The sequence below is a fragment of the Collimonas sp. GW821-FHT07E08 genome (assembly GCF_059418905.1).
This window is the reverse complement of record NZ_JBWKQR010000012.1, coordinates 140,667-157,688: the sequence shown is the minus strand read 5'-3', so window position 1 is coordinate 157,688 and position 17,022 is coordinate 140,667. Positions and strand designations below refer to the sequence as shown.

Below are 17,022 nucleotides of genomic sequence, written 5' to 3'. Positions count from 1 at the left end.
ACATCCTGAAAATAAATGGCGGCCGCCGCTGCATTTCACACAGCTGAAATATTCGGGGCATACGATTGCGCTTTTTATCGCCCGGGGAGGGTTTATGAAGCGGACCATGCAATGGCTGCCGGTAACGGTGGCAACGGTGACACTATCGGCGGGCCTGAGCGCCTGCGGCGGCGGCAGCTCGATCGGCGAGGCCACCGGTTCAGTGACCAGCGGCCAGGTCACCGGCAGCTATTATGAAAACGCCAAAGTCTGCTTCGAAGACAAGGTCAAGAAGGCGACGTGCGACGCCGCATCGCCGGTAGCCAGGACTGCTCCCGACGGTTCGTTTTCCCTCAAGGGCCAGGGTGCGGTAGTGGCCACCGTCGATACCGACGCCATCCGCCACGAAGCGATAGGCGACAAAGGCAGCGCCGTCACGCAGAAACTGGTGTTCCGCGCGCCGCTCGGCCGCAGCGCCTTCATCAGCGCCATCTCGACCGAACTGACGGCCGCCATGGATGCCAACGGCGGCGATTTCGCCGACGCCAGCAAGAAGCTGGCCGCCAAGATCGGCACTGCCGAAGCCAACCTGCTGGCCGACATCAACAAGCTGAGCGGCAATGACCTGGCCAAGCTGAAAGCGGAAGCGCTGGCGGTCAATGCAGCCATCGCGGCGGCCATCGCCCAAGGCGGCACGGTCGACCTGGGCCAGGCCCTGGCCGGTGCGCTGGCGATGAACAACATCCAGAACGTGGTGGTGATCTTTGCCGAGAACCGCGGCTTCGACAACCTGTACGGCCTGTTCCCCGGCGCCAACGGCATTCCCGGCGTCAATCCGACCTCGACTTCCAGCTATGTGCCGCAAAAGGATTTCGACGGCAGCACCCTGCCGGTCCTGCCGCCGACCTGGGGCGGCATGACCCTGGCCGGCCAGAGCACCGTCATCACCCAGGCGCAATCGGCCAACCTGCCGAACAAGCCGTTCCAGATCGATGACGCCAACAGCCCGATCTATATGTCGTCGTCCGTGATCACGCGCGACCTGGTGCATCGTTTCTTCAATAACCAGATGCAGATCAACGGCGGCAAGAATGACAAGTTCGCCGCGTACTCCGATGCCGGCGGCCTCAGCATGGGCTATTACGACGGCAGCAAGATGAAGCTGTGGAATATCGCCAAGCAATACACGCTGGCCGACAACTTCTTCATGGGCGCTTTCGGCGGCTCCTTCCTGACCCACCAATACCTGATCTGCGCCTGCGCCCCGACTTACCCGAACGCCGACGCCGCCACCTCGCCGGCCAAGGGCAATATCTCGGCCGTCACGCTCGACGCCAGCGGCAACCTGGTCGGCCTGACCCCGGGCACCGGCAATCCGACTTCAGTATTGAACGGCGCCCCGGTCTACCTGAAGGACAGCACCATCACGCCGAAAGACGCTGCCGGGATGTTCTACGCGGTCAACACCATGCAGCCGCCGTACCAGCCTAGCGGCAACAACGCCGCCGCCGTGGCAGCCTACGCAGATCCAAGCAAGGCAACTACCCTGCCGGTCCAGACCCAGACCAACATCGGCGACGAGCTGACCAGCAAGGGTATCGACTGGGCCTGGTATGCAGGCGCCTGGAACGCAGCCTTGGCAGATGCGCCGAACGCCACCCGCAGCGTGATCTACGGCGGCAAGGTCCAGTTCCAGCCGCACCACCAGCCGTTCAACTACTATAGCCGCTTCGATCCGGCCACCGCCGCCGGCGCTGCCGAACGTGCCGCCCACCTGAAGGATTTCGACGCTTCGTTCCTGCAGGACGCCGCAGCCGGCAAACTGCCTGCGGTCGCGTTCTATAAACCGCAAGGTAATTTGAACCAGCATGCCGGTTATGCCAACGTCGCTGACGGCGATGCCCATGTCGCCGACGTCATCGCCAAGCTGCAGGCCAGCCCGCAGTGGAAGAACATGCTGATCGTGGTGACTTACGATGAAAACGGCGGCTTCTGGGATCACGTGGCGCCGCCCAAGGGCGACCGCTGGGGCCCGGGCACGCGTTTGCCGACTCTCCTGGTGTCGCCGTATGCGAAGAAAGGTTTCGTCGACCACACCCAGTACGACACCGCTTCCATCCTGCGCTTCATCACCAATCGTTATGCGTTGCCGGTGCTGCCTGGCCTCGCCGCCCGCGACAAGGCGCTGGTGGCGAATGGCGCCAAGCCGATGGGCGACCTGACCGGCGCATTGACGCCGGTGCCGCAAGAGTAATCCGCGCAAGTCAGCGGGGAAACAGATGAAGCCGGCTGCCTTGGAAAAGGCAGCCGGCTTTTTTCATCGCTGCCAGGAACCCATGGGCGCCAGCGCCGGCGACAGTTCCGCCTCGCTCCAGCGCAGCGGCAGCGAGGCTTCGACCCGTATCGCCTGCTCCACGCGGAAGCGCAGCAAGCGTTCGGCGCCCTTGAATGCCGCCACTTCGGGACCATCCCAGACCAGCTCGGCGCTGGCCGCCAGGTAGAGCACGTCACCGCTGGCGAAATCGATGAACAGCAAACCGGCGCGCGGATGCTCGACCAGGTTGCCGATGGTGTTGAAGAAAGAATTGCCGACGAAATCGGGCACCGTCAGCGTCTTTTCATCGTCTATGCGGACGAAGCCGGGTTTGCCGCCGCGATGCGACACGTCAACTCCGTACTGGCGGTTGCTTGCATCGGCAGGTTTGCCCATGAAGGCCGTGGCGATGAAGAAAGTGTCTGCGCCGGCGACCAGGCCTTGCATCGCGGCGTCGAGCCGGGTTGCCCTGTGCACTACGGGCGCCGCGGCGTCGTCGCCTTCGACCAGGGCGGGACGGCGCGCCTGGATGTATTTCGGGCAGTTGCCGAAGCTCTGGTCTACCTTCACCGTCCATCCTGCCGCGCCGAGTTTCTCGACCTTGCCGTTCATGCGGTTGCGGCGGCGGGTGTGCGGTTCGATGCCGAGCAAGCCGATGGCTGCGTTGGCGGCCAGCGTCTGCTGCAGCGGATCGGCTGCCAGCACATGCGGACGCATCTCCAGGTGCTCGGCGTCCGGCGAAGTCACGAAACCGGGCGCGCCGGTGACGATCGACGCCCACGGCTGCTGTTCGCGGTCGATGCTGCCGACGATCATGAATGGCAGCTGCTGGAAAAATTCGCGATGCTGGTCGGGCATGAAGCTGCGCAGCAGCTGGCCGCGGCTCGCCATCTTTTCAAGCATGCCGGCGCGCTGCTGCGCCGTGCGTTCGCCGCGATGGAAAGGCGTGCTGTCCGGGCCGGTTGCGGCGATTTCAGGATGGGACATTCTTGGCTCCTTGGCAGGGCGCTCCGATCGATTGATGACCGGGGCGCGGTTTCAGGCCGCCAGCACCGGCGGCGTGGCTTGCATGGCGACAAAACCGGGCAGGGCTTCAACCCGTCCCAGCCATGCGCGGATATGCGGGTAGTCGTCCAGCGCCACGCCGCCCTCCGGCGCATGCGCGATGTAGCTGTACGCCGCCACATCGGCAATCGTCACTTGGGCGCCGGCCAGGAACGGGTGGCTGGCCAGGTGCGGCTCCAGCAGGGTGAACAGTCGTGTGGCGGTGGCGCAGGCCGCGCCAAGGTCGAGCGGCATGCCGAACAAGGTCGCCAGGCGGGCGCTGGCCGGGCCGCGGAAAATATCGCCCGCGGCCAGCGACAGGAAGCGCTGCACGGTTGCCGCTCCCAAAGGATCGCGCGGCAGCCAGCCGGCGTCGCCGTATTTGCTTGCCAGGTAGACCAGGATCGCGTTCGAGTCAGCCAGCGTGACTTCGCCGTCTTCAATCACCGGCACCTGGCCGAACGGATTTTTCGCCAGGAACTCAGGCTTTTTCTGTTCGCCGGCGCCGAGGTTGACGTCGATCATTTCAAACGGCAGGTCCAGCAGGGACAGGAACAGCTGGACGCGGTGGGCATGGCCGGACAAGGGGGCGCGATAAAGACGGATCGGTTGTGCTGGGCGGACGGCTGGCATGGGAGATCTCCTGGAAGGCTGGAATAAAAGCACCGCAAGCGATGCCTGGCGCAAACTGCGTGATTATGTACCGAACAATCGGTACAATACAAAAGCAAAACCAGGTTGTCAAGTAAAAACAGGAAACCAACAAATGCCTTACTTGGCCGGCTGAGGGCCAAGCAGGATGGCGGGGAAATTTTCTATCATGCGCAAAAAGGGGCCGTTGCTGTCCAGGGCGCGAGACACGATCAGCGATCCCTGAATCGCCACCACGGCATTCTCCGCGCGTACGGCGGCTTCCACCTTATCCACGCCAGCTTCCTCGGCTACCCCGGCCAGCAAGGCCATCAGGGCCCGCATGCGCCCGCCCAGGTGCTGCTGGAACAGCGACCCGGCTTCGCCGATGGTGAATACGTCCATCAGGCAGGGCGCCATGCCATTGGCGTAATACTCGGTCAGCTTGCCGGCGAAGCGCTGCAGGCGGATGGCGGATGCCTCGCGGCTGTCCAGGGTGGACAGCACATGCTGGGTAAACCAGGCGCCGACCGCTGCCATGGCTGCGCTCGCCATGTCTTCCTTGCCGTTTGGAAAATAATGGTAAAGGCTCGACCGTCCCAGGCCTGTGGCCTCAGACAGGCGCGACAGGCTGCTGCCTTCATAACCATAGCGGCGGAAAGCAGCCAGGATGCGATCGACGACCTGGTCGCGGGAGAGAGTAGCTGCTGGCATGATATTTAGACCTGGTGAGTGTACCGAATGTTCGTTGTTATCAATGTAGTGGTGAAATACCAAAACAGCAAGGGTATCCATGCAAAATCCGCGCATGCCGGTTCCAGGCAGCTAACGGCTGCAGAATAATGGTTGCCTAGCTAACCATGTCGTTCTAGAATAAACCCATGTTTGACCACTGCCTTTATTTCAACACTACCGCCCTGGCGCGCATCGTCGAGCGTGAGTGGAATGCGGCCTACCAGCCGTTCGACCTGACTGCGCCGCAGGGTTTCGTCCTGCGCGCAGTGCTGCGGCGCCCTGGCCTGCTTAACAGCGAACTGGCCGATATCTTCGGCATCGCCAGGCCGACGGCGACGCGCTTGCTGGACGCGCTGCTAGCGAAGCAGCTCATCGAGCGCCGTCCGTCCGCCGCCGACGGCCGCGAATGGAATATCTTTCCGACCGCCGCGGCGCTGGCGCTGGACGGCCCGATCAACGCCGTCAGTGCGGAGGTGGCCCAGCGTTTGCGCGGACAGGTAGGCGGCGACCGCTTCGACGACTCGATCAGCGCCTTGCGCGGGGTCAGGGAAAGCATCGGCTGATTGCCGGTTTGTACACAAGACAGAAGGCAGGCACGCATGCCTGCCTAAATTTTTATCCAATTGGTTGTTTAGCTAACTTCTTTTGCGAAGGAATCGCCATGCCGTCCATGACAGGGGATATGCAAAAAAACGCAGGGGGCCGCATCGCGCTGATGGTGTTTGCCGTTGCCGCCGCGGCGTTCGGCGTCATCTTGTATTTCGGCGCCGACCTCAGCTTGCTGGACAGCCAGGACGCTTGCCTGGCAGCGCATGCGGCGGACCATGGCATCACCGCGCAGCAGCTGCGCAGCGACGCCAGCCGCCAGCCGGAACTGGTGGCGGCGCTTTCATCCTGTTCCGGCATGGCGCCTTGAATTGCGGCAGGCCGGCTTATTCGGCCTGCTGCGACACGGCACGGGAAGCCGGTGCCTGGCGGCTCAGGTATTGGGTTTGATGATACCCATCATGACCGCTCTGCTGATAGCGTGGCGGGTACTATAGACGCCCAGTTTCATCGCCACATTCTTCATGTGGAAATAGACGGTGCGCTGCGATATGCCCAGGATCAGTCCGATTTCGCTGCTGGTCTTGCCGTCGGCGCTCCAGCGCAGGCATTCCAGTTCGCGCGCCGATAAAATCGGTTCCTGGTTCGGAGCAACCTTGCGCCACAAGCGTTCCGCCGCTTCCTGCAGGTATACGCCAAGCAGCAGGGCGTCGGCCTGGGCCGCGACAGGCAACGCGGCCGGGCGCGCCGCATTGCTGTAGAAATCGAGGCGGCTCACCGCGTGCTTGCTGTGCAGCGCCAGGCTCATGCCTTGCGTGACGCCCTTCGCTTTCAACAATGGATAAACCTGTCCGCCATGCAGCAGGCACAGCTGGTCGACTTGCCAGTTCAGCGGCAGGCAAGAGCGCGCGAGATGCTGCCGGACCGGATCGGTCTTGTCGTCGGCCGGCTGGCTGAACTGCTGCAGCAACGGGTTTGGCAGGCTGCCGAACAGTTGCACCTGCGATGTGCCGTTGACGCTGGCGATCTCCATCTGCAGCATGAAATCGCAAATGCCGAGCTGCCCCAGCAGGCGCTGCATGCATGTGCGCAACTGCTCCCAGTCAGGGGCTTGCACGACCTGCAGCAGGTCGGGCGCGGATAATCGAGGAGCGGTTTCGCTTTGCAGCATGTGGTTTTCAGGATTCTATGATTTTATGTCGGCGGACTGGTCGCGTAAAAAATCCGCCAATGAATAAAAAGGTTCACGTAAATAATGCTTGGGGAAATCAAACAGCGCCCAGTAGTAGTCCTGGGCGCCGAAACAAATTTGTGCCGGCAAGCAATATGATAGCCAATCGTGGCGCAACGCGTCGGTATACATGCCGCCGCTGTCGGAAAAGAACGGCACCAGCCGCATTTCGCGCAAACCGGTCAGCAATTCCAGCGGCGCGCCATAGTCCTGCGCCACCTCCAGCTGCGACATCAGGCTGGCCTCGGTTTCCACCACCATCAGGGTCGCCTTGCCGTGGATGTCAAAGAACAGGATGCCGGTCGGGTTGGGAAACAGGTAATACTCGACGAAGCCATGCCGTTTGCACAGCTGCTCGACCAGCGTTTCCAGCGCCGGGTCGGACAGGAAGGTGAAGGAATGGCGCGACAGCAGGTCTTTCAGCGTCAGCGACTGGGCGTGGAAAAATTCCTTTTGCAGGCTGCGGATCTCCAGTTCCAGGCGGTCCAGCGCGTCGTGGTCGCTCTTCTTGATGAAACGGTCGATCAGGCCGCGGTTGAAGGCGTCGATGGCGATCTTTTCGTCGGCCTGGCCGGTAAACAGGATCTTTTTGCAAGGCAGGTCTTGCACCGCCTGGCAAAACGCCAGGCCATTCATTTGCGGCATGGCGTAGTCGATCACCAGCACCGACGGCAGCAGGAAACGCCGGCGGTTCATCGATTGCCGGTAAATCTGTTCGATATCGACCGCCACCGTGCGCCGCTCGAACGAGAATGCCTGTTCGTCGTAGTTGACCCGGATCGACTGGCTCTTGCTGGGCGAATGGCGGTAAGCGTCGCGCAGCCAGTCGAGAGCGGCCTGGGTATCGTGGAACACTTTGCGCGCCATGTGCGGCGGCAGCTGGAAAGCCAGGCTGTCCAGGAAGCTCTGGCTATCGTCGATGAGGATAGTCAGGGTCGGGTGTTGATAAACAGGTAACGAAATATTCATGTCGGGCACTGCAGGCGCAAGGGAAGAGGCAAAACGCCTGATAAGGAAAGACAGTTAATTTAACAGAGAGCGGACGTCTGCTGCTTTTTGTTGCACTATGGGTGGAAAATCCAGCACAAAAATGGTGTAGCCCAGCGGCCGCGAAACCACGCGTATGCGGGCCCCCCAGGCTTCCAGCACATCTTTGCAGAACGCTAGCCCGATGCCGGTGCCGCTGGATTCGGGATAAGCGTAAAAGCGTTCGAAAATCTGCGATGCGCGCCCGGCTTCAATGCCGCAGCCGGTATCGATAAACAGCAACCGGGGCCGGGCGCGGGCGCCGTCCAGCACGATCCGGACGCGGCCCTTGCCGACGCGCTGGATCGAGGTCAGCGCATTGCGCAGCAAATTGATCAGGACCATCGAGCACAGTTCCACCTGCCCCAGCAAACGAAAGTCGGAGCGCACCGTGACGGCCACCAGGTCGCGCTGTTCCTGGTTGACGAACGGATAGCGTTGCATCATCAGTTCGACGGCGGCCGCCATCGACACGATGTCCTTCGGGATCAGGTTCTCCCGGCCGGTCGAGGCGCTCAGCAGGAACAGGTCAATCACATTGTTCATGTGCCGCACTTCCAGCTCGATCCTGGCCAGCGCTTTTTCCATCGGCACCTGGCTTGGCGTCGCCTGCACGGCATTTTCCTGCAGCAGGCGGCTCAGGCCGCGCGCATTGGCGTTGATGCTGCGCAAAGGCGTGCGCAGTTCGTGCGATACCGTCGCCAGCGCGGTCGCCATGCCGGCCAGTTTTTCCTGCGCCAGCACCTTTCTGCCGACCTTGGCGAGCGACACCGTAAAGACAGCGAACAGCTGGATCGGCACTTGTTCCAGCACCTGGACGCTGAGCGGCATGAGACTGCCATGGATCGTTGCATAAACAGCATAAGCCAGTGCGCTTCCTATGACATAGGACAGGAAGGCTAGGGTGGTGTCGAAATGGAACAGGATGATTAACGCTATCAGCAGCGACTGGCCCCAGATCGAGGAGCCACCGTTCATCAGAAACATGAAAGTGAAGAAAAATGGCGCCACATAGGTCAGTCCGATAAAAAAATAGACGGTCAGCCATTTTTTTGGAATCAGGTGCCGGAGGAAGATAGCGGGCAGGCAAAGCACTACACCCAAAATCCGCAAGGCGAGATTTTCATAAGGTTGCGGAAACCAGTACGCCCACACAACGTAGTACAGCGGCATGCCGACGATGGCGACCCATGCCAGCACCATGAAACGCTCGATGGAGTTGTTGTATTGCCCATAAAAGTGGGACCACCATGTACTTGTGGCGTTGCGCCAGGCTGGCCAGCGCTGGCTTATCCGGCTCCAAATGCTTGTGTGCTCAATCATGGGAGGTGAAATATTAGCCTATTATAAATTGCTGCGCTGCACTTAGTTGATGGGCCGGCTGATTACCGCGCTTTCTCAACGATTTGCTCAGCTCGGCTCCAGATTCCAGGCAGGCGAGCGCTGGCTACTCTGTCTGGCATGTCAACAGAGTAGTGTCTTGGGAGAAAATTATGCCACTAACTACAAGCTACCATGCTGATTTAACTTCAGCAGCGGAGCAACGGTTGCCCGCGTTCGTATCAACTCGGATGGACGAGCATTATATTGATCGCATCGAAAGACTGCTGGGTGGCGAACACCTGCATAAATGGCGCGCGCCCGGTCCGGATGCGATTTACCTGTCCAGCAACGACTACCTATGCATCGCGGCGGAGCCGGCCCTGATTGAAGCCCAGGTATCGCGCCTGAAGCAGGGCGACGTTAATTTGCTGATGTCACAGGTGTTTATACAGGAAGGCAGTCCTCAGCACCGTCTCGAGCAACGGCTGGCGCGCTTCATGGAATCGGAAGACGGCCTTATCACGCAATCCGGCTGGAGCGGCAATGTCGGATTGATGCAAAGCATTGCCGGCCCCGGTGTGCCGGTGTATCTGGATATGCAAGCCCATGCATCGCTGTGGGAAGGCGTGCATTCCGGGCAGGCGCGTCCAGTGCCGTTTCTGCACAACGAGATCGAGCATCTGCGGCGCCAGGTGCTTAAGCATGGCGCGGGGGTGATTGTGGTCGACGCCGTCTACAGCACCTCGGGCAGCGTCTGTCCTTTGCCGGAAGTGCTGGCCATCGCCGAAGACAGCGGCAGCATTCTAGTGGTGGATGAGTCGCACTCGCTCGGCACGCATGGACCGGGAGGCGCCGGCCTGGTAGTGCAAATGGGCTTGTCCGAACGCGTGCATTTCCGTACTGCGTCGTTGGCCAAGGCGTTTGGCGGACGGGCCGGATTCATTACCTGTTCCAGCAAGTTCAAAGGCTATTTCCTGTCAGCCTCGCGTCCCGCCATTTTCAGTTCCTGTTTGCTGGGACATGAACTTGCCTGGTTCGATGCAGCGCTCGATTTCATTCGCAGCGCCGACGATCGCCGTCTTGTCTTGCACCGCAATGCGCGCCGCATACGCGATGGCTTGAGCGACTTGGGCTACAACGTCAGCGACGGCACCGAGCAAATCATCGCGCTGGAAGCCGGAACAGAGCCGATGACACTGGTGTTGCGCAAAGCGTTGGAAGAGGAAGGCATTTTCGGCGCGGTCTTTTGCGCCCCGGCGACACCCAAGAACCGTTCGCTGGTCAGGCTGACGCTCAACTCCGGCCTGACCGAAGTGGAAATCGAGCAGATCTTGCAAGCCTGTGCGGCGATTCGTGAAAAAGTCCAGCTGGCCGACTGGTCATCCAGCCGGCGCATGGCCGCCTCCGTCCGTCGACCTCGCTGACGGACATCCCGAAGGCCTATGGTCTTCGGGATGTCTCAGCCATGTTTCAACACCGGGCGCCGCACCGTGTTTCGGCTCCGGCTGCACCTTGCCGTAACAGTCGGGCCGTCCCGGGCTGAGGCTGCGGAAAAAGGCCGCGGATTTCACGCCATTGGATTTGCCGGCCTGCCTCATTTTTGCGCCCGCACCAGCAAATTGATTTTTGCCGCGGCGGCCAGCAGCATGGGCAGGCAGTGTTCCAGCAGGTGCGCTGGAGTCGGATTATTCACTTGGCCGCTGAGGTTGATGGCGGCGACCACCCGGCCGTTACGGTCGAACACCGGCGCGGCCAGCGACACCAGCCCCGGCTCCAGTTCTTCGTTGACCATGCACCAGCCCTGGATCCGCACCTGCCGGATGATTTCCAGCAGGCGCTGCGGGTCGACTACCGTTTGCGGCGTATGCGCCGGCAGCGCAGCGGCAGCCAGGCGCCGGCTCAGGACCGCGTCCGGCAAACCGGCCAGCAGCACGCGTCCCAGCGAAGTCGAGTAGGCCGGCAGCCGGCTGCCCACGCCCAGGTTGATCGACATGATCTTGTGCGCCGGGACCCGCAGCACGTACACAATCTCGTCGCCGTCCAGCACGGCGGCGGAGCACGACTGGCGCAGGTTTTGCACCAGGTCTTCCATCACCGGCTGGGCCTGGGTCCATACCGGCAGCGACGACAGGTAGGCAAAGCCCAGCTCGAGCACCCTGGGCGTCAGCCTGAACAGGCGGCCATCCACCTCGACATACCCCAGGTGCAGCAAGGTCAGCAGGATGCGGCGCGCTCCGGCGCGGGTCAGCCCGGCGGCGGCCGCGACTTCGGTCAGCGTCTGCGCCGGCGACCGGGCGCCGAAGCTGCGCAGCACGGCGAGTCCGCGCGCGAACGATTGTACGTAGCTGTCGCCTGGCTTTGGATCATGGACGCCACCATCTTCGTTGCTTGCGATCGCAGCTGGCGTGGGGAGCGGAGATGGTTTCGACATGGCGTTTGCCTTCAATCAGTTGCCGTTCGAGGGCGGCGGATGCAGACATCACTGTGCAAAGCAGGACCTGGGCAGACGCCCAGGCGCAACAAATCAGCAGTTGACACCGGCCTGCCTGCTGACTATTCTTTTCAAGTAAGTTCTTTATGCGAATATTTGTTCATTATAAGAACTTATGTATATTTTTCAACCGAAATGTTCGTAAAAACCATGATTAATAAAATTATTCCTTCGGTCGAACTGGCGCTCGCGAATATTCATGACGGCGCCACGGTCATGATCGGCGGTTTCGGCGGCGCCGGACAGCCGGCGGAGCTGATCGACGCCTTGATCGCCCAAGGCGCGCGCGACCTGGTGATCGTCAACAACAACGCCGGCAACGGCGAAACCGGCCTGGCGGCGCTGCTGAAGGCGCGGCGGGTGCGCAAGATCATCTGCTCCTTCCCGCGCCAGGCCGATTCGCAGGTCTTCGACGGCCTGTACCGGGCCGGCGAACTGGAGCTGGAACTGGTCCCGCAGGGCAACCTGGCGGAACGGATCCGCGCTGCCGGCGCCGGCATCGGCGCTTTCTTCACGCCCACCGGATACGGCACGGAACTGGCCAAAGGCAAGGAAACCCGCGAAATCAACGGCAAGATGTATGTGCTGGAACATCCGATCCATGCCGATTTCGCCTTGATCAAGGCCGAGCGCGGCGACCGCTGGGGCAACCTGGCTTATCGCAAGACCGCGCGCAATTTCGGTCCCGTCATGGCCAGCGCCGCCAAGGTGACGATCGCCTCGGTGCATGAAATCGTGGAGCTGGGCAGCCTCGATCCCGAGAGCGTGGTCACGCCCGGGCTGTACGTCCACCGGGTGGTGCAGGTGCCGCGCAGCGCTACCGGCCCGGCGGGCTTCAAAGCGGCATAAAAGGACAGGACATAATGACTATCTTGATAAATAAGTGGAACAGAGAACAAATGGCGGCGCGGGTGGCGCAGGACATACCTGACGGCGCCGTGGTCAACCTGGGCATCGGCCTGCCGACGCTGGTGGCCAACCACTTGCCGAGCGACCGCGAAGTCATCTTGCACAGCGAGAACGGCGTGATCGGCATGGGCCCGGCGCCGGCCGTCGGCGAGGAAGACTACGACCTGATCAACGCCGGCAAGCAGGCGGTGACGCTGCTGCCGGGCGGCTGTTATTTCCACCATGCCGACAGTTTCGCCATGATGCGCGGCGGCCACCTGGATGTCTGCGTGCTGGGCGCGTTCCAGGTGTCGGCCAGCGGCGACCTGGCCAACTGGCATACCGGCGCCGCGGATGCGATCCCGGCCGTGGGCGGCGCCATGGACCTGGCGATAGGCGCAAAAAAAACCTATGTGATGATGGAGCACCTGACCAAAGCAGGCGAAAGCAAGCTGGTCGCGGCCTGCACTTATCCGCTCACCGGCATAGGCTGCGTCAGCCGGATCTATACCGACCTGGCGGTGATCGACCTCGACCCGGACGGCGCCAAGGTCATCGCCATGGTCGACGGCTTGCGGTTCGAAGAGCTGCAGAAACTCACCGCGGTGCCGCTCGTCATGGCTTGCTGATTAACCGATCCTGGAGAACCTCATGTCCCACGCTTTCATTTGCGATGCCCAGCGTACGCCCTTCGGCCGTTACGGCGGCGCACTGGCCAGCGTCCGCGCCGACGACCTCGGCGCGATTCCGATCCGCGCCCTGATGGCGCGCAATCCCCAGGTCGACTGGCAAGCGGTGGCCGACGTCATCTACGGCTGCGCCAACCAGGCAGGCGAAGACAACCGCAACGTGGCGCGCATGTCGGCCCTGCTGGCCGGCTTGCCGCTGGAAGTGCCGGGGGCGACGCTGAACCGCTTGTGCGGATCGGGCCTGGATGCGCTGGGCACGGCGGCGCGCGCCATCAAGAGCGGCGAAGCCGGCCTGATGATCGCCGGCGGCGTCGAGAGCATGAGCCGGGCGCCGTTCGTGATGGCCAAGGCAGAGAGCGCATTTTCGCGCAGCGCCAGGATCGAAGACACCACCATCGGCTGGCGCTTCATCAACGCGGTGATGAAGCAGCAGTACGGCGTCGACTCGATGCCGGAGACCGCTGAAAATGTCGCCGCCGAATACGGCATCAGCCGCGCCGACCAGGACAAGATGGCGCTCGCCAGCCAGGCCAAGACAGTGGCTGCGCAAAACGCCGGTTATTTCGACAGCGAAATCACGCCGGTTGCGGTCCCGCAAAAAAAGGGCGAAGCCATCATCGTCGATAAAGATGAGCATCCGCGCGCTACCAGCCTGGAAGCGCTGGCCAAGCTGAAAGCCGTGGTCAGGCCGGACGGGACCGTGACGGCGGGCAATGCATCCGGCGTCAACGACGGCGCTTGCGCGCTGCTGCTGGCCGACGAAGCCAATGCCGCCAGGCATGGCCTCACGCCCAGGGCCAGGATAGTCGCCATGGCGACCGCCGGCGTCCCGCCGCGCATCATGGGCATGGGCCCGGCGCCGGCGACGCGCAAGGTGCTGGCGATGACCGGCCTGGCGCTGGCGCAGTTCGACGTGATCGAGCTCAATGAAGCGTTCGCGGCCCAGGGGCTGGCAGTGCTGCGCCAGCTCGGTTTGGCGGACGACGATCCGCGCGTCAATCCGAACGGCGGCGCAATTGCACTTGGTCATCCTCTTGGCGCTTCCGGCGCGCGCCTGGCAGCCACCGCGGTCAACCAGCTGCAGCGCATCCAGGGCCGTTACGCGCTATGCACGATGTGCATCGGCGTCGGCCAGGGCATTGCGGTGGTGCTGGAACGGGCCTGACCGCCGACGGAACGAAAAACGCTTGCGGCGCGTGGTATAAAACAAGGATCTGCCTTAAATTTACTGACTGCCCATGAGCTATCTCTGCGATGCCTCCCGCACGACACTGATCGTCGTCGACCTGCAGGAAAAACTGATGCCGGTGATCGGCGACGCCGCGCAGGTCTTGCAACGCGCGGTGCTGCTGGCGCAGGCCGCCAGGCTGCTGGAGATTCCCGTGATCGGCACGGTGCAGCAGCCCTTGCGGCTGGGGCCTACCGTTGCGCCTGTCCATGCGTTGCTGGACAGAACCATAGAAAAAACCAGCTTCGATGCCTGCGCCCAGCCGAAATTCATGGCGGCGCTGAGCAATGGCCGCGACGAGCTGGCGGTGCTGGGCTGCGAGGCGCATGTCTGCGTGCTGCAGACGGTGCTGGGTTTGCTGCACCGGCAGCGCCGGGTAAAACTGGTGAGCGATGCAATCGGTTCGCGCCGCGGCAGCGACAAGCAGGCGGCCATCGAACGCGCCCGCACGGCCGGCGCCGAAATCGTCAGCAGCGAAATGCTGATGTTCGAATGGATGGGCAATAGCGGCCATCCGAAATTCCGCGAAATACTCAAGCTGATCAAGTAAGCCGGCGGGTTGTCGCCCGGCGCGCCGTACGATCGAAGACAACATGGGGCATTTGCTGCCCCTGGATTAAGTCATCCCTTATGTATTTTTCAATCGAAATGATCAAAAATGTATCGGGCAATTTGATAAACATCATCAAGGCACGATATGGACGATTTGGACGATATGGATCTTCGAGAAGAGCATTGGCAAAAACTGAAACCGCTGCTATTGGGAGGCGACGCCGATCCCGGCGCCACCGGCCGCGACAACCGCTTGTTCCTGCGAGCCATCTTCTGGGTGGTGGATAACGGTTCCAAGTGGTCGGCGCTGCCGCCGGAATTCGGCCGCTGGCAGACCGCCTACGTGCGCTTCATGCGCTGGAACCAGGCCGGCATCTGGCGGCGGCTGGCGGACGAGCTGGCCGATGACCTGGACCTGCACGGCATGCTGAGCCGGACTGCCGCGTTTGGCGATACCTATACCCGGCGCGCAACGCAGAGGCTGAAAAATAAAAGCAGCCGGGATGCATACCTCTCGATGCTGGGCAAGACAGGCAAGCCCAGCCTGCATGCTTCAAGCGAGGAAATCATGCTGGAAAATATCGGCTCCAGCTGGATCTGGCTGCTGACCCGCAAATAAGCCGGAGCCGGCTGTGCAGGAGCTGGAATCCTGTGCGGCGGATCAGCCGCGGTTGCGGGAGAACTTGGCGGTCAGCTGGTTCAGTTTTTCCGCATGCTGGCGCGCTGCCTTTTCGGCTGCTTCCTGCGCCGCTTCGGCGGCGCGCTGGGCCTTGCGCTGTTCGGCGTTTTTCTTGAAACGTTCGCGCAGCGTCTCGGTCGCATGGGTGCGATGGACTTCCGTCACTTCGTCCGTGCTGTTGCCCTCGAGGTCGAACCTGTGCGTCGCTTTTTCCATGCCCTTGAGATAGCGCAGCGAATTGGTGTGCATGCCGAGCGCTATGCGCAAAGTCTTGCGGTTGAGTTCCGGCGACAGCGCGATGAGCTGCTTGTCGATGCCGATCGCGAGCGGCTGGTAATCGCGGAACACAGCGAATTTTTCCTGGAGTTCCTTGAGCAGGACGCGCGCGGTTTGGACAGGGTTGGGAGTGGTGACGACAGCAGGTGTATTCATTGACAACAAAAGCAGTGTGTTTTAGAACGATCAGGATATCACGGAGAAGCCGTCAAACTCTTGCCGCCACTGCGTTTTGCGGCCTGGAGCGTCTTTTTTTCCGTGGCGTGTTGTTCTGCGGAGAACCGCGGAGCTGCGAGTCTACATTACAGCCAGTCTACCGTGCATTGATCCAGCGACATACTGTCAATATTGCGAGGCGTCACTCTAAAGCCAGCGCCATCAATCTTTGTGCGCAGGTCCGGACGGCATCGCGCAGTTCCGGCGGATGGCGGATCTCGAATGCGAACGGCAGCCGGGCCAGCTGCCGGGCAAACCAGTCGAGGTCGTCCGACTGGTTGTGGACCAGCACGCCGTCTCCCGCCTGTTCGAAGATGCCGATGGCGTCCGACAAGTGATCGCGCGCCGACTTGAGATCGGTCTTCAGCAATACCTCTATCGCAAACGCGCGCGGCATGGTGGCCACCGAAAACGCCAGGTGCGCCAGGGCGTCGAAATCGGCGGGGCGGATAAAGCGCTGTTCCAGCAACTGCACCTGGCCGATGCGATCCAGCCGGAATGAGCGCAGGTCCTTGCGCAGGTGGCACATGCCGGCCACGTACCAGCGGCCGCCGCGATACACCAGGCCATAGGCGTCGAAATCGCGCTCGCTGTCGCCGCCTATGGCGCTGCGGTAGTGCAGGTGCACCCGCTGCCTGTTTTGCGCCGCCGTGCTCAGCGCAACCAGGGCGGCGTTGTCGGCCGGCGAGACGGCTTGCGACAGGTCGAGCCTGACCGTTTCATCGACGGCGCTGACCCGGCGCTTCAGGTTGGCCGGCATGATCCGCTCCAGCTTGGCCTGGGCGCTCGCCACGGCCGGCGCCGCCTCGGCCAGGCCCAGGCTGCGCGCCGCCAGCAAGCCGATCGACAAGGCCAGCGCTTCGTCGTCGGTGAACATCATGGGCGGCAGCTTGAAGCCGGCGACCAGCGCATAACCGCCGTGGCGTCCGCGATCGGTGGTGATCGGGATGCCCATTTCCTCCAGGGTCACGATATAGCGGCGCAGCGTGCGGCCGTCGACCTCCAGGCGCGCAGCCATCTCGGCCCCGCTCATCCGGCCATGGGTTTGCAGCAGTTCGAGCACTGCCAGCACGCGTGTGGTTGGGTGGTACATGCTTCGCAGGATATTTTATATATAGGACTGATTATGTCCTATATAGACATTATCTTCGGTTCCAGCAACAAAAAATCCAAGC

19 protein-coding genes are annotated in these 17,022 nt (G+C 62.0%); 10 read left to right on the top strand and 9 right to left on the bottom strand.

The features are described from left to right. Positions 1-94: 94 nt before the first annotated feature. On the top strand, positions 95-2,233 hold the full coding sequence (acpA, locus tag AC07RZ_RS17010) for an acid phosphatase (RefSeq protein WP_494668815.1): 2,139 nt from the start codon (positions 95-97) through the stop codon (positions 2,231-2,233). 63 nt (positions 2,234-2,296) lie between these two features. On the opposite strand, the gene AC07RZ_RS17005 is transcribed toward acpA, so the two are convergent. Together AC07RZ_RS17005 and AC07RZ_RS17000 are read right to left on the bottom strand one after the other, a co-directional pair. Continuing rightward, a complete protein-coding gene (locus tag AC07RZ_RS17005; RefSeq protein ID WP_494668814.1) occupies positions 2,297-3,280 on the bottom strand; it encodes a pyridoxamine 5'-phosphate oxidase family protein in 984 nt (327 codons plus the stop codon). A 51-nt stretch (positions 3,281-3,331) separates the two neighbouring features. Next, positions 3,332-3,970 carry a glutathione S-transferase family protein gene (locus tag AC07RZ_RS17000; protein ID WP_494668813.1) on the bottom strand — a complete coding sequence of 213 codons (639 nt, stop codon included), beginning with the start codon at positions 3,968-3,970 and terminating at the stop codon, positions 3,332-3,334. On the opposite strand from AC07RZ_RS17000, the gene AC07RZ_RS16995 reads away from it, so the two are divergent. After that, the gene (locus tag AC07RZ_RS16995) at positions 3,969-4,124 is read left to right on the top strand and encodes a hypothetical protein (RefSeq protein WP_494668812.1); all 156 of its coding nucleotides are present in this window, start codon (positions 3,969-3,971) and stop codon (positions 4,122-4,124) included. The genes AC07RZ_RS17000 and AC07RZ_RS16995 overlap by 2 nt on opposite strands. On the opposite strand, the gene AC07RZ_RS16990 is transcribed toward AC07RZ_RS16995, so the two are convergent. Next, positions 4,109-4,681, bottom strand: coding sequence for a TetR/AcrR family transcriptional regulator (locus AC07RZ_RS16990; RefSeq protein ID WP_254785176.1), 573 nt, complete (start codon positions 4,679-4,681; stop codon positions 4,109-4,111). The genes AC07RZ_RS16995 and AC07RZ_RS16990 overlap by 16 nt on opposite strands. Before the next feature lie 167 nt (positions 4,682-4,848). On the opposite strand from AC07RZ_RS16990, the gene AC07RZ_RS16985 reads away from it, so the two are divergent. Together AC07RZ_RS16985 and AC07RZ_RS16980 are read left to right on the top strand one after the other, a co-directional pair. Then, positions 4,849-5,265 (top strand): MarR family winged helix-turn-helix transcriptional regulator, encoded by a 417-nt coding sequence (locus tag AC07RZ_RS16985; RefSeq protein WP_494668811.1) that lies wholly within the window; start codon positions 4,849-4,851, stop codon positions 5,263-5,265. Between the two features lie 119 nt (positions 5,266-5,384). Then, positions 5,385-5,618, top strand: a complete 234-nt coding sequence (locus AC07RZ_RS16980) for a hypothetical protein (protein ID WP_342830757.1) — start codon at positions 5,385-5,387, stop codon at positions 5,616-5,618. Between the two features lie 63 nt (positions 5,619-5,681). On the opposite strand, the gene AC07RZ_RS16975 is transcribed toward AC07RZ_RS16980, so the two are convergent. Genes AC07RZ_RS16975 through AC07RZ_RS16965 form a run of 3 tightly spaced genes read right to left on the bottom strand, consistent with a single transcriptional unit; the run spans position 5,682 to position 8,708 of the window. Beyond that, the gene (locus AC07RZ_RS16975) at positions 5,682-6,419 is read right to left on the bottom strand and encodes a LuxR C-terminal-related transcriptional regulator (protein WP_494668810.1); all 738 of its coding nucleotides are present in this window, start codon (positions 6,417-6,419) and stop codon (positions 5,682-5,684) included. 15 nt (positions 6,420-6,434) lie between these two features. After that, positions 6,435-7,448, bottom strand: coding sequence for a response regulator (locus tag AC07RZ_RS16970; protein WP_494668809.1), 1,014 nt, complete (start codon positions 7,446-7,448; stop codon positions 6,435-6,437). A gap of 54 nt (positions 7,449-7,502) precedes the next feature. Beyond that, positions 7,503-8,708, bottom strand: a complete 1,206-nt coding sequence (locus tag AC07RZ_RS16965) for a sensor histidine kinase (protein WP_494668808.1) — start codon at positions 8,706-8,708, stop codon at positions 7,503-7,505. 290 nt (positions 8,709-8,998) lie between these two features. Here AC07RZ_RS16965 and cqsA point away from each other — a divergent pair, with 290 nt between their 5' ends. Continuing rightward, positions 8,999-10,252, top strand: a complete 1,254-nt coding sequence (gene cqsA / locus AC07RZ_RS16960) for an alpha-hydroxyketone-type quorum-sensing autoinducer synthase (RefSeq protein ID WP_144738076.1) — start codon at positions 8,999-9,001, stop codon at positions 10,250-10,252. 170 nt (positions 10,253-10,422) lie between these two features. On the opposite strand, the gene AC07RZ_RS16955 is transcribed toward cqsA, so the two are convergent. Then, a complete protein-coding gene (locus tag AC07RZ_RS16955; RefSeq protein WP_494668807.1) occupies positions 10,423-11,259 on the bottom strand; it encodes an IclR family transcriptional regulator domain-containing protein in 837 nt (278 codons plus the stop codon). Between the two features lie 210 nt (positions 11,260-11,469). Here AC07RZ_RS16955 and AC07RZ_RS16950 point away from each other — a divergent pair, with 210 nt between their 5' ends. From AC07RZ_RS16950 to AC07RZ_RS16930, 5 genes are all read left to right on the top strand, one after another. After that, on the top strand, positions 11,470-12,168 hold the full coding sequence (locus tag AC07RZ_RS16950; protein ID WP_494668806.1) for a 3-oxoacid CoA-transferase subunit A: 699 nt from the start codon (positions 11,470-11,472) through the stop codon (positions 12,166-12,168). A 14-nt stretch (positions 12,169-12,182) separates the two neighbouring features. Continuing rightward, entirely contained in the window at positions 12,183-12,836 is a 654-nt protein-coding gene (locus tag AC07RZ_RS16945; RefSeq protein ID WP_494668805.1) for a 3-oxoacid CoA-transferase subunit B, read from the top strand. Positions 12,837-12,858: 22 nt separating this feature from the next. After that, entirely contained in the window at positions 12,859-14,061 is a 1,203-nt protein-coding gene (gene pcaF, locus AC07RZ_RS16940) for a 3-oxoadipyl-CoA thiolase (RefSeq protein WP_494668804.1), read from the top strand. Positions 14,062-14,134: 73 nt separating this feature from the next. Further along, positions 14,135-14,674 (top strand): isochorismatase family protein, encoded by a 540-nt coding sequence (locus AC07RZ_RS16935; protein WP_494668803.1) that lies wholly within the window; start codon positions 14,135-14,137, stop codon positions 14,672-14,674. Between the two features lie 147 nt (positions 14,675-14,821). Further along, positions 14,822-15,295, top strand: coding sequence for a transposase (locus AC07RZ_RS16930; RefSeq protein ID WP_494668802.1), 474 nt, complete (start codon positions 14,822-14,824; stop codon positions 15,293-15,295). Positions 15,296-15,337: 42 nt separating this feature from the next. Here AC07RZ_RS16930 and AC07RZ_RS16925 read toward each other — a convergent pair whose 3' ends face one another. Together AC07RZ_RS16925 and AC07RZ_RS16920 are read right to left on the bottom strand one after the other, a co-directional pair. Then, the gene (locus AC07RZ_RS16925; RefSeq protein ID WP_186450483.1) at positions 15,338-15,787 is read right to left on the bottom strand and encodes a ProQ/FinO family protein; all 450 of its coding nucleotides are present in this window, start codon (positions 15,785-15,787) and stop codon (positions 15,338-15,340) included. 202 nt (positions 15,788-15,989) lie between these two features. Then, complete coding sequence (locus AC07RZ_RS16920) at positions 15,990-16,940, bottom strand: helix-turn-helix transcriptional regulator (RefSeq protein WP_144738069.1); 951 nt, start codon at positions 16,938-16,940, stop codon at positions 15,990-15,992. Positions 16,941-17,022: the final 82 nt, after the last annotated feature.